Origin of the sequence: Bacteroides sp. AM23-12 (assembly GCF_003434395.1) — a bacterium.
GTDB lineage: Bacteria > Bacteroidota > Bacteroidia > Bacteroidales > Bacteroidaceae > Bacteroides > Bacteroides thetaiotaomicron.
In genome coordinates this window covers 162,910-184,433 of the sequence record NZ_QTLF01000003.1, presented here as the reverse complement: position 1 = coordinate 184,433, position 21,524 = coordinate 162,910, and the positions used below count along the sequence as shown (strand labels likewise).

At 45.2% G+C, this 21,524-nt stretch carries 12 protein-coding genes; 3 read left to right on the top strand and 9 right to left on the bottom strand.

Annotated elements, in window-relative coordinates:
- Positions 1-60: 60 nt before the first annotated feature.
- Positions 61-4,125, bottom strand: coding sequence for a two-component regulator propeller domain-containing protein (locus DW640_RS04585; protein WP_074857673.1), 4,065 nt, complete (start codon positions 4,123-4,125; stop codon positions 61-63).
- A 111-nt stretch (positions 4,126-4,236) separates the two neighbouring features.
- Here DW640_RS04585 and DW640_RS04580 point away from each other — a divergent pair, with 111 nt between their 5' ends.
- A complete protein-coding gene (locus tag DW640_RS04580) occupies positions 4,237-4,878 on the top strand; it encodes a carbohydrate-binding family 9-like protein (RefSeq protein ID WP_008762936.1) in 642 nt (213 codons plus the stop codon).
- A gap of 60 nt (positions 4,879-4,938) precedes the next feature.
- On the opposite strand, the gene lpxA is transcribed toward DW640_RS04580, so the two are convergent.
- From lpxA to DW640_RS04555, 5 genes are all read right to left on the bottom strand, one after another.
- Complete coding sequence (lpxA, locus tag DW640_RS04575; RefSeq protein WP_117577451.1) at positions 4,939-5,709, bottom strand: acyl-ACP--UDP-N-acetylglucosamine O-acyltransferase; 771 nt, start codon at positions 5,707-5,709, stop codon at positions 4,939-4,941.
- Positions 5,710-5,727: 18 nt separating this feature from the next.
- Positions 5,728-7,113: an efflux transporter outer membrane subunit gene (locus tag DW640_RS04570; protein ID WP_022471689.1), complete on the bottom strand. Its 1,386-nt coding sequence runs from the start codon at positions 7,111-7,113 to the stop codon at positions 5,728-5,730.
- 11 nt (positions 7,114-7,124) lie between these two features.
- On the bottom strand, positions 7,125-10,340 hold the full coding sequence (locus tag DW640_RS04565) for an efflux RND transporter permease subunit (RefSeq protein ID WP_008767547.1): 3,216 nt from the start codon (positions 10,338-10,340) through the stop codon (positions 7,125-7,127).
- Between the two features lie 16 nt (positions 10,341-10,356).
- Entirely contained in the window at positions 10,357-11,532 is a 1,176-nt protein-coding gene (locus DW640_RS04560) for an efflux RND transporter periplasmic adaptor subunit (protein ID WP_008762940.1), read from the bottom strand.
- Between the two features lie 179 nt (positions 11,533-11,711).
- A complete protein-coding gene (locus tag DW640_RS04555) occupies positions 11,712-14,822 on the bottom strand; it encodes a glycoside hydrolase family 2 TIM barrel-domain containing protein (RefSeq protein ID WP_117577449.1) in 3,111 nt (1,036 codons plus the stop codon).
- Between the two features lie 150 nt (positions 14,823-14,972).
- On the opposite strand from DW640_RS04555, the gene DW640_RS04550 reads away from it, so the two are divergent.
- Both DW640_RS04550 and DW640_RS04545 read left to right on the top strand, forming a co-directional pair.
- Positions 14,973-16,901, top strand: a complete 1,929-nt coding sequence (locus tag DW640_RS04550; RefSeq protein WP_054959313.1) for an Ig-like domain-containing protein — start codon at positions 14,973-14,975, stop codon at positions 16,899-16,901.
- Positions 16,837-17,721: a DUF3108 domain-containing protein gene (locus tag DW640_RS04545; protein ID WP_008762943.1), complete on the top strand. Its 885-nt coding sequence runs from the start codon at positions 16,837-16,839 to the stop codon at positions 17,719-17,721. Before DW640_RS04550 ends, DW640_RS04545 begins: the two co-directional genes overlap by 65 nt.
- A gap of 5 nt (positions 17,722-17,726) precedes the next feature.
- On the opposite strand, the gene DW640_RS04540 is transcribed toward DW640_RS04545, so the two are convergent.
- The 3 genes from DW640_RS04540 to DW640_RS04530 all read right to left on the bottom strand — a co-directional run bounded on the left by DW640_RS04540 (position 17,727) and on the right by DW640_RS04530 (position 21,515).
- A complete protein-coding gene (locus DW640_RS04540; RefSeq protein ID WP_008762944.1) occupies positions 17,727-18,131 on the bottom strand; it encodes a PaaI family thioesterase in 405 nt (134 codons plus the stop codon).
- 305 nt (positions 18,132-18,436) lie between these two features.
- Positions 18,437-19,447 carry a DUF4973 domain-containing protein gene (locus DW640_RS04535; RefSeq protein WP_048695231.1) on the bottom strand — a complete coding sequence of 337 codons (1,011 nt, stop codon included), beginning with the start codon at positions 19,445-19,447 and terminating at the stop codon, positions 18,437-18,439.
- Positions 19,448-19,475: 28 nt separating this feature from the next.
- A complete protein-coding gene (locus tag DW640_RS04530) occupies positions 19,476-21,515 on the bottom strand; it encodes a RagB/SusD family nutrient uptake outer membrane protein (protein ID WP_016269275.1) in 2,040 nt (679 codons plus the stop codon).
- Positions 21,516-21,524: the final 9 nt, after the last annotated feature.

Below are 21,524 nucleotides of genomic sequence, written 5' to 3'. Positions count from 1 at the left end.
GGGAACTACTTTGGCATAGGTTCTCCTGTTACAAATGCTACTTGCTTACCTGTTTATGGGTTATTGATCCGTTTCTTCGTTCCCTTCTTCCTCTTTTTCTTCACCCTTGCGGTAGGCAAGCGGACTGACGTGGTAAATCTCCTTAAAGCATTTACTGAAATAGCGGGAAGAAGAGAAACCGATGCGGTCGGAAATCTCCGTAATGTTCAGCTCCGGATTGTTCCGCAGCATGACGGCTCCTTTCTTGAGACGGATACTTAATATAAAGTCGTTCGGTGTCTGACCGGTGACGGCTTTCAGCTTCGTGAACAGATTGGTACGTGCCATCCCCATTTCACGGGCGAAGATGTTGACATTAAAGTCCGTATTATCCAAGTGCTGTTCGATGATGGCCATGGCACGGTCCAGCATTTCTTTATCCATCGGGTTAGTGGCAAGCATCTGGGCAAAAGCCTGTGGCTGTTTGCTGAATTTCTCCTGTAGCAACCGCCGTGAGTTCACCAGATTGTTGCAACGGGAGATCAGGAGATTGGTATTGAACGGCTTGGTGATATAATCGTCCGCGCCGATCTTTAATCCTTCAATGTTGTGTTCCACGGCTGTGCGTGCCGTCAGTAGTACTACCGGGATGTGACAGGTGTTGAAGTCCGTTTTGATTTGCTTACAGAGTTCCGTACCCGACATACGTGGCATGACAACGTCACTCAGTATGATGCTTGGCATATCTTTCTGTATGATATCCAGTGCCTCTACACCGTCGGAAGCGGTGGTGACCTGATAGAACGTTTCGAAGATACCTGCCAGCATTTGCTTGATGGATTCGTTGTCTTCCACTATCAGCATTTTCGCATCTTCGATGCGTTTGTTGTCTTCCTCCTTCCATTCGGAATCGGGCAGTATTTCTACGGTTGGAACGATTGTTTCCGGTTGTTGCTGAATGTTGGTGTCGGTGTTGTCCCGTATGATTTGTTCCTCAGTAAAGTGCTGGTTGCCCGATTTCAACGTAATGATAAAACGGCTTCCCTTGCCCGGTTCGCTCTCTACACGGATGGTTCCGTGATGAAGTTCGATGATACCTTTTGTCAACGCCAGTCCGATGCCTGTGCCGGCTCCGGTATTCAGCGAGTCGAGGCGTTCGGTCTGGTAGAAACGGTCGAATATCTTGTCGATCTCGGCGGCGGCAATGCCTGTTCCCGTGTCTTTGATCTCGATAATGACGTATTTATCCTCCTGCGATACGTTGATGGAGATGGTATCTTCCGCTTTCGTATGCTTCAATGCGTTGGACAGCAGATTGTTCACTACCTTCTGCATCTGCTTCTGGTCGTACCATACTTCAATATCATCCGACTGTTTGTTGAACTTGAAATTGATTTGCTTGCTGCTGGCGTATTCAAGGAATAACAGATAATTCTCGTACAGGAAGTTCACCAGATTATGTCGGCTGACTTTGATTTTCATGTGCCCTTGTTCCTGCTTGCGGAAGTCGAGCAGTTCCGTAATTAGTTCACGCAGTTGGAGGCTGTTTTTGTAAATTCCCAATATCTTGTGATAAATATTAGGTGTGAATGTCTGTACTTGCAACAGCGTTTCTACCTGTCCCACGATCAACGTCAGCGGAGTGCGGAATTCGTGAGAGATGTTGGTAAAGAAGCGCAGCTTGGATTGGTTTAATGCTTCGAGGTCTTCGATGTGCTTCTTTTCATATTTCAGTGACTCACGCAGTTTGATGCGGGAATTGTAGTTCTGAATGAGATACCATAACAGACTGACGGTACAAATGGTGTAAATCAGATAAGCCCACCATGTCTCATACCAAGGCGGTAATACACGGATCAGTAGTCGGGCTTCTTCGATACCGTCTCCGTCCGACTTGATGACGAGCGTATATTTGCCCGGATTCAGGTTGGTATAAGTGATAAGCGTCTGTTTGCGGTCGGTGTGATTCCATTCGTCGGAGAAACCTTCGAGGCGGTAGACGATTTCATTCCTGTTGGCAGGGATGAAGTTGGAAGTGGCGTATTCTATGCTGAACATGGATTGGTCGGCTTTCAGGCTGATTTCCGGTGTATAGGCGATGGACTGTTCCAAGATGCCGGTGTCGTCTCCGGCAGTGATCTCCTTTCCGTTGACCAGCAGGCGGGAAAGGATGATGCTGTAGGACTTGGGCGTAAAGTGCAGTTTCTTTTCCCAGAAAGAAATCATGCCTTGGATGCCGCCTAGAAATACTTCTCCGTCATGCGTTACGAACAATGCGTTTTCGTTGACGGCAGTCAGCGGGAATCCGTTCTCTGTACCGTAGTTGTAAAACTTCTTTTGCGGATAGTCAAACTGGGAGAATCCCTGATTGGTAATCAGCAGCAAGTCTCCCTTTTGTATGGACGACTCGAATACTTCGTAGATACAGTCGCTGGATAGTCCGTCTTTCTGCATATCGAAGTTTTCGAAGTCGTTGCTCTCCTTGCGGTAACGGTCGAGCCCGCTTCCGGAAGTGGAGAACCACAGGTTGCCGTTGCTGTCTTGCATGATGTTGTTGACATTGTTGTTGCTGAGAGTGTTCGGAATGGAGGGATTGTGTGCATAGTGGGTGAGCTTGCCGGTGTCGAAGCGGTAAGAATATACGCCCTCTCCGGTAGCGGAAACCCATAGCGTTTCGTCCTTGTCGATGTAGAGGCTGGCCACCATACCGATATTTCTGCCTTCTTTGGTATCCTTGAAAAGATGTTCGCAGGTGCCTGTTGCCGGATTGAAAAGGCAGACTCCGTTTTGTGTGGCGATGATCAGTTTGTCTTCGTAGGGCACGATGTCGCGTACAATGTCCGAGGGCAGTGTGGTCGGGTCGCCCGCTTTCATCCGGTAAACGGTAAAGCGGTTGGTGCGCAGGTCGAGTTTGTTCAGTCCTCCCAAGTGTGTGCCGATCCACATAATCTCCTCTGTCCGGTCGTAATAGATTGCCTTGACGTTGTTGTGCGAGATACTGTTTCTGCCTTCTTCATGGCGGTACCAGCGATAAGTATTGTTTTTCCGGTTGTAGACGTTCACGCCACCGCCTTCGGTGCAGATCCATAAGTTACCGTCTTTGTCTTCCGTCATTCTGCCGACGATGGGACTGCTTAATCCTTCTTTCTCCGTGTCTCCCACTTTATAGCGGGTATAGATTTCATATTCCGGATTGAAGTAGTTGACGCCGCCAAAGTAAGTTCCCAGCCATAGGGTTCCCTGTTCGTCTTTCACGATACACCAGATGGAAGAGTGGGTGAGTCCGTCGGGTTTGTTGTCATTGGCGGTATAAAGTTGGAACTGTCCTGTGCTTTTGTCGTAGCGGTTCAAGCCGTGGAAAGTTCCGATCCATAGATTTCCCAGATTATCTTCACAGCAGCTTCTGACAAAATCGGAACATATACTGTTCGGATTCTTCGGGTCGTGGCGGAAGTTGTCGATAGTGCCGTTTGTGCGGATACGGTAGAGCCCTTCCTCCCAGCTGCCAATCCACAGTTCTTTGGATGAGTCTTCGTAGATGCTGGCTATGTTTCCTTTCGTGATGGGCTGAGAGAGTTGCTTGTCGTCCGACAGGCAGTAAACACCATTGCTGGTGGTTCCCATCCACAGGTTTTTCTTCTCGTCCAGATGGAGGCAGGATAGGTTAATGTCTTTCCCGGCAAGGTGGTAGTAAAGGTCGAAGTTGTTCGTGTTCTCGTTAAAAACGAATACTTCTTCTCTTTTTCCGATATATAGTTTTTCGTTGTAGTAGATAGCGTCCACATTGCCTTGCAGTAGGGTTTTGAATCGTTGAGTGGTCATGTCAAATTCGGCTACACCGTCGGTGCAAAGCAGGTAAACCTTCCCGTTCTTATTACCTGTGATACGGAGTACGGTATTGCTGAACAGACTGTTCGGATCATTCTTCTTGAGCTTGAAACTTTTGATATCGTTACCGTTATAACGGTTCAGTCCTTCGCGCGTACCTATCCATATAATGCCCCGTTCGTCAATGTACAGGCTGTTGACGGAAAACTGGGAAAGTCCGTCATCTGTGGTCAAATGGCTGAAAGTAATATTTTGTCCTAACGTACGGACAGCAGTTACGCTTAAAAATAGCAGAAATAAAAGGATTGTTTTTCTCACTAATTCGGTTGTTTAGGGTATTACTAATGGCAAATATATTGTTTTTATTTGATTTTCGGGAACCTTATTAGGAGAAAGTAACTATATTTGTATCCTCCAAACGAAAGATATATGAAAGTAAAGAAAATTAGTTCTGCTAATGTAGAGGCTTGTTCGCTTCCTAAATTATTTGATGAGGAAAAGATAGATTTCCAGCCGGTTCAGTGTGTCAACTGGGCTGAATATCCTTACAAGCCAAAAGTAAGTTTCCGGATTGCGCATACCAAAGATTCTATTCTGTTGCACTTCAAAGTCAGAGAAGAAAGTGTACGTGCCAAGTATGGAGAAGACAATGGATCTGTATGGACTGATTCCTGTGTGGAGTTTTTCTCTGTTCCGGCCAGTGACGGAATCTATTATAATATAGAATGTAACTGCATCGGAACGATTCTGATCGGTGCCGGACCAGCCCGTAACGGTCGGGAACACGCTCCGAAAGAAGTGACGGCTCTCGTGCAGCGTTGGTCCAGTCTGGGCAATGAACCCTTCGAAGAACGTGTGGACGATACGACTTGGGAAGTAGCCTTGATTATTCCTTATGCTGCATTCTTCAAGCATCAGATACAGTCACTGGATGGAAAGGAAGTTAAAGCGAATTTCTATAAATGCGGGGATGAACTGCAAACCCCTCACTTCCTGTCATGGAATCCGATAAAGATTGAGAAACCGGACTTCCATCGTCCCGACTTCTTCGGTACGCTGGAGTTTGAATAAATAAGAAGGGTGATGTCCGTAAAAAGACATCACCCTTTCTCTATGAAAAGTGTATTTTGTCTATTTCACAATCCCACGTTCCGAACCTTTTACGAAATTCACGATATTCTCGATTTCTTCACTCATCGGAACCTGATCGATAATCTTCTGGACAGCATCCTGAACACTGAAATTACCTTGATAGATCAACCGGTAAGCATTGGCAATATGACGAAGGATTCTTTCCGACGTATTGTGATGCTGTGACAGAACGACTGCATTCACTCCATGATAGGCAACAGGATTACCGGACATAATTACGTAGGGAGGAACATCTTTGGAGATGCGGCATCCGCTTTGTACAAGTGTCCAGCTACCAATGTGACAATATTGGTGCAACGTTACGTTGCCGCTTAGGATCACACAATTATCTAATGAGCATTCTCCTGCAATTGTAGTACCTATTCCTACCACACAATTATTGCTGATCTGCACATCATGGCAAAGGTGTACCTTATCCATCAGGTAGTTCCCGTTTCCAATTCTGGTAGCATTTCCTGCAAAAGTGGCACGGCTGATTACTACATTCTCACGGATATCGTTATTGTCTCCGATGATCAGACTGCTTTCTTCCCCTGTATAGTGAAAGTCTTGCGGTTCTGCTCCCAGGACAGCATTCTGATGTATTTTGTTTCCTTTCCCCATTTTTGTACCTTTCAGGATACTGGCGTATGACATGATGGTACAGTCATCGCCGATTTCCACATCTTTCTCGATGTAGGCGAAAGGCAAGACAGTTACATTCTTGCCTAATTTCGCTTCGGGGTCTACGTAAGCTAACGGACTAATCATAATAGTATATGTTTAAAGTTAATCTTCTCTTCCACCGCCTAATGCCTGGTAGAGGCTGACCACAGCCTGCATCTTGTCGAAACAGTCGGAAACCTGAGAAATCTGTGCGCTCAGATAAGATTGCTGTGCCGACAATACTTCCAGATAGGTTGACGTCCCTAAGTTAAACAATTCTTTTGTATCTTCCGAAGCTTTCTTGGCAGATTCTACCTGCATTTGGCGGGATTCAGCCTTTTTACTGGTGTTTTGGTATAAACTTAGCGCATTGCTGACTTCGCTTCCGGCATTGTACAACGTTTGCTGGAAAGATAATTTAGCTTGTTCTTCCTGTGCTTTCGCTGCTTTCAGGCGGGCAATATTCGTACCACGGTAGAACAATGGCTGAGTCAGTGAACCGATAGCGGAAGCCAGTAACTTACCCGGATTGATAATGGCGGAACCTGCACTGTTCGTCCATCCGGCAGAACCGCTGAGAGTGATCTGCGGATAGAAAGCGGCACGGGCAGAGTTCGTATTATAATAGCAGCTTGCCAAGGACATTTCGGCTGCTTTTACGTCCGGACGGTTAGATAACAACTGCAAAGGAATCCCTGCGGAAAGTTCCTCAGGAAGTGCCTGTGCTTCCAGTACACCACGTTTGATCGCGTGCGGAGCTTCTCCCAGGAAGGTAGACAGGGCATTTTCCGTTTCGCGGATGCTCTGCTCGATGTCGGGGATGGAAGCCACTACTTGTGCATAGGCAGCTTTGCTTTGTGCTAAAGCGGCAGATGTGTAGGTCGATCTTTCCGAAAGTGCCTGTACGGTTTCAGCATTACGTTTCAGTACCTCAGCCGTAGCCTGAGTGATCTCCAGCTGGCGGTCGAGCATAAGCAAGGTATAATACATGTTGGCAATGTTGGCAATAACTTGTGTCTGTACAGCCTGGCGATAAGCCTTTGTCTGTTTCAGGGTGACTTGTGCATTTCGTTTGGAGTTCAGCAGTTGCCCGAACAGGTCTACTTGCCAACTGGCAGTAACCGGCAATGAGTACGTTTTAGTTGCTGCGTTCTTGTCAAAACTGCTGATTGTTCCCTGTGGAGACAAACCGATGGACGGTGCATAAGCCAGTCGGGCTGACATCAGAGACGCTTCTGCCGCTTTGACGTTCAATGCAGCGGAAAGGAGGTCAGTGTTTTGTTTCAGTCCCTGTTCGATGAGAGACTGGAGCTGTGGGTCGGTGAAGACTTCTCTCCACGGCAGGTTACCGAAGTTGGTGGTATCCGAAGCTAATGTATCATTGTCCGCTGCCGGATCACGATACAGGCCGGAAGCGGTAATATCTTCGGGTCTGTCATACGACTTATAGATGTGGCAGCTGCTCAGGAGAGCAGTTGCACACACCATATATAGAATCTGTTTCTTCATATCGAATTTCATTATTTAGCGTATTGTTCAATCTCAGTTACGGCATCCGTATTGTCGATGTCTTCCCATTCCATCGGTTTAACCTTCTCTTGCAGGTACTGGAAGATAACGAACAAAGCAGGAACGATGAAGATCTGGCAGATCATACCGATCAACATACCACCAATAGAAGCTGTTCCCAGTGTACGGTTACCGTGGGCACCTACACCGAATGCGAACATCAACGGAAGCAGACCGACTACCATAGCCAATGAGGTCATCAGGATCGGGCGGAGACGGGCACCAGCACCCAGAACGGCTGCCCATGTGATGCTCATACCCATCTTACGACGGTCGAGGGCAAACTCTACAATCAGGATCGCGTTCTTTGCCAACAGACCCATCAACATGATCAACGCAATCTGCATATAGATATTGTTGGACATGGTACCGAGTATCATTTTCAAGGCCGATATACTACCGATCGCGCTCATTCCGTTGACGAACAGGAAGCTGCCTAGCAAACCGAACGGAATGGATAACAATACGGCCAGCGGAAGAATATAACTTTCGTACTGAGCACTCAACAGCAAATAAACGAATACGAAACAAAGGATAAAGATCAAACCAGTCGTACTGCCGCTACTTTGTGCTTCCTCACGAGCCATACCTCCTAGTTCATAAGTGTAACCTGCCGGAAGGTTTTCTTTGGCCACTTCTGCCAGTGCAGCCAGTGCCTGACCGGAAGTATAACCGGAAGCCGGAGCTACCATCACCTTCATGGAAGTATACAAGTTGAAACGGCTGATAATATCAGGTCCGTATACCTTCTCTACAGAGATGAACTGGGAAATCGGAGCCATTTCGCCTTGGTTGTTACGAACCTTGACATTATTCAGTGATTCCAGATTCTTGCGTGATAACGGGTCCGACTGAATCATTACGCGGTACATCTTACCGAAACGGTTGAAGTTGGATGCGTACAAACCTCCGTAATATCCCTGCATCGTGCTAAGAATATCGCTTGGGCTGATACCTGCCTTCTTACAAGCTGCCGCATCAATATCAATCATATATTGCGGGAAGTTCGGGTTGAAGGTCGTTTTTGCAGAGTTAATTTCCGGACGCGCCTCCAATGCTGCGGTGTAGTTGTTGGCTACATCAAAGAATTTGTTCAGGTCACCACCTGTCTTGTCCTGCATGTTCACCTCGATATCCGTAGATGCCGAGTAACCGGGGATCATAGGAGGAGCGAAGAACAATACCTGTGCTTCCTTGATAATCTTCTGCGCACGCATGTATAAAGAACCGACGATAACGTCTGAGTTCTGAATCATGGAGCGTTCATCCCAGTCTTTCAGTTTGATAATGAAAGAACCGTAAGACGGTCCCTGACCACCAATGAAACTGAAACCGGAGATCAATGTACGTGAAGCTACGGCAGGGTCCGCAGCAATCAGACTGTCTACACGTGCCAGTATTTGTTCCGAGCGGTCTTGTGATGTACCCGGAGGTAGTGTTACAGCTCCCATCAGCGTACCGGTATCTTCATTAGGGACCATACCTGTCGGAGTAGTGTTCATAAAGAAGATCAGCAATACGATAGAGAGAACCACCAGTCCCATTGACAACCACTTTTTCTGGATAAAGAAGAGTACGCGTTTCTTATACCTCTTTAATATAGAGTCATAAGCGGCATTGAAAGAAGTGTGGAAGCGAGAAACAAGTGTTTGTTTCTTATCTCCATGATCAGTATGCGGTTTCAGAAGAACGGCACACAATGCCGGACTCAGTGTCAAGGCGTTCAATGCGGACAGACCGATAGCGATAGCCATTGTCAAACCGAATTGGCGATAGAACGTACCTGCCGTACCACCCATGAAACTTACCGGAATAAACACGGACATCATGACCAGTGTGATAGATACGATGGCACCACCCAATTCGTTCATCGCATCGATAGATGCCAGACGGGCGGATGTATATCCCTGATCGAGCTTGGCATGTACACCCTCAACAACCACAATCGCATCATCGACCACAATCGCAATGGCAAGCACAAGGGCACACAGGGTCAGCAAGTTCAAACTGAATCCGATCAGTGACAGTACGAAGAATGTACCGATAAGGGCTACCGGAATAGCAATGGTCGGAATCAAGGTAGAACGCAAATCCTGCAAGAAGATATATACTACGATAAATACCAGAATAAATGCCTCGATCAATGTCTTCAACACTTCGTGGATAGAAGCGAACAAGAAGTCGTTGGCGTTCATAGAAACGTTAATCTTCAATCCCGAAGGCAGTGTTGTGGATGCTTCATCCAATAATTTCTGGATATCAGTGATGGTTTGCGTAGCATTTGTACCAGCCATCTGATAAACGATACAGGTTACAGCTTTGTGTCCGTTTACACGGTTGGTAAAGTTATATCCCAGACGGTCCAGCTGAATCTCCGCAATATCATTCAGTCGAAGTACCTCACCGTTAGGCAGAGACTTGATGACAATGTTCTCAAACTCTTCCGGCTGTTGCAGACGTCCTTTGTAACGAATGGTATATTGGAAAGTCTGGTTACTACGTTCACCGAATTGTCCCGGAGCCGCTTCTATATTCTGTTCAGCCAAAGCGGTAGATACGTCGTTGGGGATCAGTTTATACTGAGCCATTACGTCCGGTCTCAGCCAGATACGCATGGAGTAGTCCTGACCCATCACACTGGCATCACCTACACCCTGTACACGTTGAACCTGAGGAATCAGGTTGATTTTTGCATAGTTCTCGATGAAAGCATCTGTATATGTATCGGTTTCATCGTAAAGAGAGAATACTACCAGCATGGATGTCTGACGTTTCTGAGTAGTCACACCAATTCTGGTAACTTCGGCAGGTAGCAAACCTTGTGCCATGGAAACACGGTTCTGTACGTTAACGGCAGCCATATCCGGATCAGTTCCTTGTTTGAAGTAGATCGAGATATCACCGGAACCGGTATTGGATGCGTTGGAAGTCATGTACATCATGTTTTCTACACCGTTGATCTGCTCTTCCAGAGGGGCAATTACAGAGTTCAATACGGTCGATGCACTGGCACCCGTATATGTGGCTCTTACCGATACGGTAGGAGGCGCAATGTCCGGATACTGTGTGATAGGCAGTGTTGCCAATCCGATAGCACCTAGGATAACTATCAAAATGGAAATAACTGTTGATAGTACCGGACGGTTAATGAATTTATCTAATTTCATACGATTATCTAAATTATTAGTTGAAAGCTGTAGCTAAATTTCCGTCGTGCTGGTCTTTCAAATGCTGTTGATAGTTCGCTTCTTTTTGAGCCGGCGTGATTGGTTGTATTTTTTGGCCGTCCTTCAGGCTCTGTACACCTTCGACTACGATTTTATCGCCGGGGTTCAGTCCGGAAGTTACCAGATATTCTTTTCCGTTGTCCAGGTTGAATATACCGATCTCGGTATATTTCACCGTGTTGTCCGGCTGCAGAACGTAAACGAACTTTTTGTCCTGGATTTCTACAGTAGCCGATTGTGGGATGCTGATAACGTTCTCCATATTATAAGGGATCAGAACGTTGGCAGTTCCACCACTACGAAGCATATGTTCCTTGTTAGGGAAGATAGCACGCATGCTAACAGAACCGGTTGACTGGTCGATCACTCCTGTGATAGCGTCTACCTTTCCTTCTGCATCATATGTTGTGCCGTCAATCAATTGTAGTTTGATGGCTGGTATTTTACTGATTTCTTCTTTGATGGTTCCTCCGGTTTTGGTCATAGCCAGCAGTTCTTTTTCAGTTGTAGAGAAGTATACATATACTTCATCTATTTCAGATACTGTAGTCATTGGCGTAGCCATAGAGGGGCTTACGAGTGCTCCCAAACGATAAGGAATGTCGTTGATAACGCCGTCTGAAGGACTCTTTACTTGTGTGAAAGAGTAATTTTGTTGTGCTGTGGTCAGCTGTGCTTTAGCCTGGGCGAGTTGTGCCTGAGCCTGTGCCAGTGAGTTCTTCGCCATTGACAAGTCATAATCGCTGATAATCTGTTTCTTGTTCAGTTCGATCTTATTGTCAACAGTCATTTGTTGTGTATTCACGGCTGCTTCTGCTGTTGCAACTGAAGCTTTTGCTGTGCGTACTGCTGCTTCATACTGAGTAGGGTCTATGATGAATAAGAGCTGTCCTTTGCGAACGGTTGCTCCTTCATCTACACATAACTTTGTGATGAATCCCGATACCTGCGGGCGGATTTCTACGTCTTGTCTACCTTTGATAGTAGCCGGATAAGCTTTCATTAGATCTGCAGTTGTCTTCTGTAATTCTTGTACTGCATATTCTGGGACTTTCCCTGTGTCATTGCCCTTATTGCCGCAACTAGACAAGAGGGCTAAGCAAAATGCAAAAAAAACAATTCTACTTTTCATACTTTATATTTATCTGTTTTTTAAAATTGTGCGTTCGTCGCTGTGTACATTCATTGTATGGATAGATGATCTAAGGAAGAAAAGCCGGAAACTTATTCTATGAAATAAGTTTCCGGCTGCAAAAGTACTTTAAATTCGGTATTCTTGTACTCTGATACCGTGTTTTTTAACTATGTTTTTTACTTCAGTTTATGATATACAGGATTCATTATGAAACTGAACTCATAATCCTGATATGGAAGACGGTATTTTTCCAAAGCGATAGCACCCCAGCTGTTTACGCAGGCGAGTCCCGTTTGTGCCTTATCAATACAGAAGTTTGTGAAGTTGGCTTTTTCTACTTCCGGTGAGTGACGCTGGTCTTTGCCGGCACCGTCATCCAATGATTCGATTGTATAATTCAGTGCGGAAGCGGAGAACGGTGCATCGGCTACAAACTGCAGTCCGTTGCCGCCGATATTAAGCAGTCTCCACCAGCGGATATCAGTTTTGGTACCGGTTTCCTGCGGGCGGATGTATGGATAGAATTGTTCTTCTACGGTCTGGCGGTACTTGCCGATCCTTGCGGCGTGGTTACGGTCAGAATAGTTTTCACCCGGTCCGCGTCCGTAATATTCAATCTCATTGAAGGTGACAGGCATACGCAGCTGCATTCCGAAACGGAACATGTCGGAAACCTTCTTGCTCTTGTCTGCTTCCATCTTTTGAGTTACTTTTACTGCTCCCTTATTATTGATGGCATACGTCAGGTACAGCTTTCCACCAATAGATTTCATGTCATATTCTGCACGAACCACTGCTTGTTCGTTTTCTATATCATGCTTCAATGAAGTCAGTTTTAGTTCCGGATTCTTCCATGCGGCATATCTGTGTTGTAATCCTGCTCCAAAGTCGTTGTCGGTCGGAGCACGCCAGAAGTTGGGAGTCAGTGCACTTCCGTTTTCCATCAGTTGCGTTCCGCTGACGTCGTAGCGGCAGAGGTAACCGTTGTGCTTGTTGAATTCGAGTGTGAAGTCTTCGCCGGAAACAATCAGATAGTTGCGGTCGTTATCGTGGAAAGAGGGAACTACGACTGCGATATTGGAGGACTGCTTGTTTTCCAGTTTTAGTTCCGGTGCCTTGTAGTCACGGATACTCATTTGGTCATAAGCGATGGTTTCTCCCGCAGGAAGCAATGTCTCGGCAGCTTTTAGCTTGTAACTGACATTCAGAAGCAGTTCCTTGCAAGAACAGATGTTCTTTATGTCGAATGGGAGTTGAAGTTTTGCAGTCTGTTGCGGGGCTACATTCAGGTCTGATACGATGCCGTTTTGTACGATTTCCCCGTTAGCCAGTAACTGCCATTCCAGATAGAATGCAGACAAGTCACGGAAGAAGTTCTCGTTATAGATATTGATCTCACCTTTGGAAAGATCGGCCGGAGTAGTCCAGATATTCTGATAGAAATATCCTACTTCGTAAGCGTGCGGGTTTGGTACGCGGTCGGGGCTGATCAAGCCGTTGTCATTGAAGTTATTGTCCGAAGCGTCATATTTGTTAAAGTCGCCTCCATAGCCGTAGATGGCTACACCGTCTTTATTTTTCCAATGGCAGGACTGGTCGACAAAGTCCCAGATAAATCCACCTTGATATTTCGGGTACTTGCGGGTGATGTCCCAGTACTCCTTGAATCCACCTTGTGAGTTGCCCATAGCGTGTGCATATTCGCATTGGATAAGGGGTTTGTCAATGTTGCCTTCACAATATTTGATACAGTTATTGTAATCATAATACATCGGGCAGAAAATGTCGGTGAATTCGCTGGTTCCCGCTTGTTCATATTGTACGGCACGTGTTTTGTCTTCGTTCTTGATCCATGTATAGCAATGTTCGAAGTTAGGTCCCATACCGGCTTCGTTACCCAATGACCAGAAGATGATGGACGGATGGTTGTAACCACGTTGTACATTGCGTTGATTACGTTCCATATGTGCTTTGGCGTAAATGGGGTTTTTGGCAAGGCTCTTGTCTCCATATCCCATTCCGTGGGATTCGACATTGGCTTCGGCTACTACGTATAAACCATATTGGTCGCAAAGATCATACCAGCGGTTGTCGTCCGGATAATGGCAGGTACGTACTGCATTGATATTAAGCTGTTTCATAACTTTGATATCTTGTATCATACGTTCGAGGGAAACGACATAACCACCGTCCGGGTCCATTTCATGACGGTCGGCTCCTTTAAAGAGTACTGGTTGGCCGTTGACGAGTATTTGTCCGCCTGTCAGTTCGATCTTGCGGAAACCTACCTTGACAGGGATCACTTCAGTAACGGTACTTCCATTTTTCAGAGTAGCGGTCAATGTGTAGAGGTTGGGCGTTTCAGCAGTCCATTTGGCAGGATTGGCTACGTTGATAGTCGTGTTCAATTTGCCGGAACCTTTCAGATCGGCTGTGGCTACACTTTTTCCTTGTGCGTCTGTCAGGTCAAGAGCTACAGTGCCGCTGCCTTTCATGTCGATAGCTATGTTCAGTGTACCGTCTTTATACTGGCTGTCCAGATCGGGAGTGACGCGGATATCCTGAATGCGTTTCTTGTCGCGTGCATACAGATAGCAGTCGCGTCCTACGCCGGAATAACGGAAGAAGTCTTGATCTTCCAGATAACTGCCGTCGCACCAGCGGAACACCTGGAAGGCAATCAGGTTTTTGCCGGGTTTCAGGTAGTTGGTCAGATCAAATTCGGCTTCCAGTTTGCTGTCTTCGCTATAGCCTACGTAGCGGCCGTTTACCCAAAGATACATATTGGAAGTTACCGAGCCGAAGTGGGCAAAGATGTCTTTTCCTTTCCAGTCGGCAGGAAGAACGATTTCTTTTCGGTAAGAGCCTACGTGATTGTTTTCTGTGGGGACAAGGGGAGGATTGTTCTGAAATTGGTTTCTCCAGGCATAACCGACATTTACGTAGATCGGATCGCCATAACCATTCAATTCCCAAACGGCGGGTACTTTAATATTGTCCCATCCTTTGTCGTTAAAACTGGTCTGATAAAAGTTTGTCGGGCGTGCGTCTGCATTTCTTACCCAGTTAAATTTCCAGAGACCGTTCAGAGTCATAAAATTCTGAGAGTCTTCTTTGCTGCCCGCTTTAGCTTCATCAGCCGATGCATAGGCAAAATAATTAGTGTGCATTGCGGAGCGGTTTACGGAATTCACTTCCGGATCTTTCCACTCGTTAAAGTTTTGTGCTTGGATGGCTGTTGTTAGTCCTAGTGCAGCCAAACAGCAGGAAAGTAGTTGTTTCTTCATGGGTTTTTTGTATTAGGTTTGAATTTCGGGAGTCAAAGATAGGGATTTATTAACAAGATAAGGACCAATAATCATTCATTTAAGGCTACTTTTTAATAAATTAGCTAGAAAGTGTAGTGTTTATTGGTGAAGAACGTTTATTTTTGCACCATGTTACAATTTGAGAATCAAAAGATAAAACATATCGTGCGCAAAGCTCTTCCGGTGATTGCACTGGTGGCTATATTGTACTCCTGTGCCAGCATTGGACGGCCGGAAGGCGGGCCTAAGGATTACGATCCTCCGCGTTTTGTCGGCAGTACCCCTGCTGCAGGTGCGATTAATAATAAGAGGACTAAAGTTTCTCTTCAGTTCGATGAGTTTATTAAGCTAGAGAAAGCAACCGAGAAAGTGGTTGTTTCTCCTCCTCAGATTCAACAACCGGAGATAAAGGCTTCCGGAAAGAAAATACAAGTGAATCTGCTTGACTCACTAAAGCCTAATACTACCTATACTATAGATTTCTCGGATGCCATCGTCGATAATAACGAAGGCAATCCTCTGGGTAATTTTGCATTTACTTTTTCTACCGGTGCGCAGATCGATACAATGGAAGTATCGGGAACGGTGCTTGACGCCTCTAACTTGGAGCCTATTAAAGGTATACTGGTCGGACTGCATGCAAATCTGAATGACTCCGCCTTTACTAAACTTCCTTTCGACCGTGTGGCACGTACCGACAGCCGTGGGCGTTTCTCTATTCGTGGGGTAGCTCCCGGCAAGTATCGTATCTTTGGCTTGATGGATTCAGATCAGAACTTTGCTTTCACTCAGAAGAGTGAGGTCATTGCTTTTAATGATTCACTGATCATCCCCCGTATGGAAGAAAGACTTCGTATGGATACGGCTTGGGTGGATTCATTGACTTATGATACGATCGTTGAGAAGAAATATATGCATTATTTGCCGGATGATGTGATTCTCCGTGCTTTTAAAGAGCTCAATTATTCGCAATATTTGATTAAGTCCGAACGACTGGTTCCCCAGAAATTCACCTTTTATTTTGCTGGCAAAGCAGATACCCTGCCTGTACTGAAAGGGTTGAACTTCGATGAGAAGGAGGCTTTTGTGATAGAAAAGAACCAACGGAACGATACGATTCATTATTGGGTAAAGGACTCTTTGCTCTATAAACAGGATACTCTGGCTCTTAGCCTTACCTATCTTTATACGGATACGCTGAACCAGTTAATTCCGCGTACAGATACATTGAAATTGGTATCCAAACAAAAGACTCTGACCAAAGAAGAGCCCGAGAAGAAGAAAAAGAAGAAAAAGAAAGAGGGTGAAGAAGATGAGCCGATACCGACTAAATTCTTACCGGTGAATGTGAATGCACCTTCATCAATGGACGTGTATGGCTATGTTTCTTTAAACTTTGAGGAGCCGATTGCAAGTTTTGATACTGCGGCAATTCATCTACGGCAGAAGGTGGATACAATTTGGAAAGATATTCCTTTCGAATTCGAACAAGACTCATTGAATCTGAGGCGGTTTAATCTGTATCCGGCAAATGATTGGGACGCTACAATGGAATATGAGTTCTCGGTGGACTCAACTGCATTTCATGGCATTTATGGTTTGTTTACCGATAAGATAAAACAATCATTTAAGGTACGTAGTGAGGATGAATATTTTACTCTTCATTTTATTGTAACAGGAGCAGATCCTCAGGCATTTATAGAATTACTGGATACCCAAGATAAAGTGGTTCGACGAAGACTGGTGGATGATGGAAGGGCAGATTTCTATTACCTGAATCCGGGGAAATATGCCGCCAGACTGATCAATGATAGAAATGGAAACGGAGAATGGGACACGGGAGACTATGCAAAAGGAATACAACCGGAAGAAGTTTACTATTTCCCCAAGGTTGTTGAATATAAAGCGTTATGGGATGTTGACCAAAACTGGGATATACACGCAACTCCTGTAGACAAACAGAAACTGGATGAACTAAAAAAACAAAAACCAGATGAAGACAAGAAAAAGAAAGAAAGAGAAAGAGATAGAAATAACCAAAACCGTAACCGTCGCTAATTTGCGACGTCATCTAATTGTTGGAATTCTTGCATTGTTGATGGGAAGTTTTGCGCTTCCTGCCAATGCTCAGTGTGAAGCTAAAAACGATGCTTTTCAATCCGGAGAGCATGTAATGTATGATTTGTACTTCAACTGGAAATTCGTTTGGGTGAAAGCGGGTATAGCCAGTCTGACGACTAATGCAACTACCTATCATTCGGAACCGGCTTACCGTATCAATCTGCTTGCCTTAGGTAGCAAGCGTGCCGACTTCTTTTTCAAGATGCGCGATACACTGACTTGCGTCATGGGTGAAAAACTGGAACCTCGTTATTTCCGTAAAGGTGCCGAGGAAGGAAAACGCTATACGGTAGATGAGGCTTGGTTCTCTTATAAAGACGGCCTTTGCTTTGCCAAACAAAAACGTACGTTCCGTGACGGAGAAGTTCAGGAGTCGGAAGAAAGCGACAGTCGCTGCATCTACGATATGCTGACTATCCTTGCCCAAGCGCGTTCTTATGATCCTGCTGATTATAAGGTAGGCGATAAAATCAAATTCCCGATGGCTACCGGACGTAAAGTGGAAGAACAGACACTGATTTATCGGGGAAAAGAGAATGTGAAAGCGGAAAATGGGGTTACCTATCGCTGCCTGATCTTCTCATTAGTTGAATACGATAAAAAAGGGAAAGAAAAGGAAGTGATTACTTTCTTCGTAACAGATGATAAGAACCACCTTCCTGTCCGTTTAGATATGTTCTTGAATTTCGGTTCAGCCAAAGCTTTCTTAAATGATGTCAGAGGTCACCGTCATCCATTGACTTCTATAGTTAAATAGTCTGTCTACAGAGTAAAAGGTACTTTCTGATCTTTCCGGAAAACACTTGATTCGAATGTAGCGATCAAGTCTCCGTTCTGGTTAGTAACATCTACTTGATAGCAGCCGGTGCTTCGGCCGATATACCGTTCGCGTGCCTCGGCATAGAGAGTGTCGCCCGGACCGCTGGCACGCAGAAAAGTGATTGAGGATGAAAGAGAGAAAGCGAGTGTTCCGTGCGAATTGGCAGCTGCGGCGAGTGCCAGATCTGCCAGCGTGAAAATCGCTCCTCCTTGTGTCCGCGCTCCGGCATTAAGATGTTCGGGTTTTATTTCCAGTTTGGCTTTACTGTATCCTTCGCGTACTTCAAGCAATACTACGCCTGCATTTTCGGCGAACAGGTCCTTTTTAAAAAACTCTTGTGGGGTCATAATGATTAATTTTGAATTACTAATTTGAAACGTTGAATGATAAGTTATGAGAGCCGAATTAGCCTATAATTTAAAATTCAAGATTCTTCCGCAAATGTAATAAATATATTCCCATATATGGCTGTCGGATACTTACGTTTTTAGGGGGTATTATTCTTCATCAATCTCGAATACCTTATGACTGGTATGGTGTTTGCATTCGTATCATCTAATAAAAATGCTATATGGAGTATCCTGATAAAAGAAAGAGGAGATAAGCTTCTATGTTTAATCAAGTGCTTGTCTCCTCCTTTTTTAATTTTCTCTTACCATTCAATAGCTTGATCCTCATCCGGTATCAACGGGTTGATCTGGCGTTCCATTGTCATAGAACCTTTTACTTCGTAAGTTATCGGATAATCCGGATTGGAAGTGACATCCGTGTACTTATAACTCAGTTCCAGTGTGGTAAGGTGGCGTTCCATATATTTGATGGTCTCGTGCTGAATGATTCGTTTTTCATATTTGCATTCTCCCAATGGTCGGATATTGATTCCCGGTTCGCCTTCGTCACCGTACAACTTCAACTTTCCTTTAATAGTACCTTCCTCGTCCTCCGTTCCTTCTTCAAACTCGACAAATACTTTATACCTGGAGCGGTTTTCATCTTCCACCCACGTTGAGCCGGCATAGAAGAAAATGGTATTCTCGTCCACCACGCGGGCTAAGCGTGTATCTACCTTGGCGGGATCGGTTGTCGTTCCTTCGATGTAAATGTTCATCAGCGTGGTGTTATACGTTCCGGAGTAGTCATTGAACAGATTGACTCCCAGCAGCGCTTTATAACGTCCCTTATATTTGTTTTGAACATAAGAAGGGTCTTCTTCAATAGTCAGCGGAAGTACGTATTTCTCATCCAGTTCCAACCCGTTAAAGTTGAAATGGATGGGGTAGAGCTGTATATTCTCTCCCGCAGGAATATGGCAAATGTTTGATTCAAAAGAATAATGCTGTTCTGCAAGGGGGACATACCAGAGGTCCTGACGACCTACAGGGAATTTTTCCTGGTTAAGTATTCGGAGCGTATCCTCATCCACGGCTATTTTTGCATCGATATTCCGACTGTTGCTTTTCGAGCCGCTGACAATGACCGGCAACTGGTATATTCCTGTTCCATCCGGCTGATAGCGTACATAAATTTCACTCAAGCCGTTGTCACCTAAAGGTGCCTTGAAAGAAAGCATCTGTGTGTAAAGTTCATCTTTCCACTCGTCATTGCATGCACTGAATGTTGCATACATCCCCAGTATCATTCCTAAAATATATAATTTTCTCATATTGATCTTTTGGTTTATAATGTTAACACTAATCATAATTCTGCCATCCGGGAGCTTGTGAGAGATTATTGTTGCGTTTCAGCTCATCGAAGCTGATAGGCCAGAAGTACTGTTTGCGTGAGAAAGAAGTCTGTAGTTCGGCCACTCTGACTGGCAGATAAAACATGTCCTTGTATTCTTCGTTCATCAGTGTATTGCAACCGTAGATTTGTTCTCCTTCATGTTCTTCGACAATTTTCCAACGACGCAGGTCATAGTAGCGTTGGGTTTCTGCAAAGAATTCGATCTGCCGTTCATGAACTATTTTTTCAAAGAATTTTTTCGGGTTTTCATATACTTCATCGCTATAGTCGGGGACTCCGGCACGCATACGGACAGGCTTAACTCCACGGCGCATCTGTTCTTTGTCACGGAAGATGTCGTAAGTCTGGCTTCCGTCCCATGAGGCCACCTGGTAGTGTGTCCCTTCGGAAATATTATTCAGTGCTTCTGCATACATCAGTAATATGTCGGCATAACGTAATGTAGGTTCCACTTTCTGGTAGATCGAGCCTCCCCATTTGGCGCAATCGTTCGGATTTACATATTTCATGATGCCGATGCCCGTAATACACCAGTTATCAGATCCATTGATACGCCCGTCGGTTGCTCCGCGATAATACCAGATTTGTTTGTTTCGTGAGTCTTTTCCTCCTTCTTCCTTAATGCTCAGTGCGTTCCATTGTGCTCCGTTGAAAGCTACGGAAGCATAGAAGCGAGGCTCACGGTTGGTATATCCCCACCATACGCCATTTTTTACATTGTCGTACTTGTGTTCATCTTTGTTTTCATCGTTTGTGAACTTCCCTTTCCATAATGTGTAGCATTCTTTGTCAAATGATGTACCATCTGCCATAGCGTATGCTTCACTCTGCTTCAGGGTCATTCCGTGTACGTTATATCCTCCAAAAGTTCCGGGCAGTTGATGCTTTACGAAATCTACCATCGTGTTGTCTGTTTTTAAGTCATTGCTGTCACCATTGGTTCCTCGGGTAAAAATAAGTTCCGGATTTTCGGCTGCATAGATATCTCCATTAAAAAGAGACCGATATGATTCAAATGGATCTATATTGGACCATCCTTCCGGAAAAGGCTTGTTACTGTATTCCTCATGATATGGCGGTTCAATAGTGGTTGGATAAGCCTCGTCTGTACTAACCGGGCGCCTTTCAAAAGTATAAAGTTTGTAGAGTCCGCTCGTTTCCGAGTACTCGATCATGTCTCTGGCGGCAGCAGCGGCTTTTGCCCACTTCTCTTCATTGTATTCTTGTGGAATCAACTGTTGGCCGTCCTTGTTGATGAAGTCTGCCATTTCCGTATTCCCGTTTACCAGCGGACTGGCAGCATAAAGGAAAACTTTGGCACGTACAGCCAGCGCGGCTCCTTTAGTCGGGCGGGCAATGTTCAAGTTATCGCGTTTTTCGAACAGTTCGGTAGCTGCAATTTCGAGTTCTGAAGTGATGAATGCCACGCACTCATCATAGGTTTTACGTGGGTAGGCCAGTTCGTCATACGATTTTGTATAGTCGGCTCCTTCCGGTGGTAGAATGGGTATCGGACCGAATTTTCTCAGCAGTAACCAGTAGAAATAGGCACGCAGAAAACGGGCCTGTCCTCTTATGTCCGTCACTTCCTCCGGAGTGAGATCTTCATTCTCATACAATTCATTCAGTAGAATGGAGGCTTGATAGATTCCGTCATACGACCATTTCCAAGCATTTTGGCCGCCAGTGGAATTTAAATATTCGCCGCGTTTGAATTTGGCAAAACGGTCTCCTCGTTCGTTGAATACTTGGTCGTCTGAGAAATTGAAAGGGCATACGTCACTGTGTCCCACCTCCAGATTATCTCCCTGCAGGCGACTGTAGCAGAATGACAGCCATTGAAGTGTATAGTCTTTGTCCGAGAAAATGCGTTCTGTAGATTGTTGGTCTCTGAAATAGCGGTCTACATTTAGGAAATCGGAACAGGAAGTGAGTCCCAAGCCGAGTACCACTGCTCCCAATAAAATGTATTTATTTTTATTCATAACTTTTCT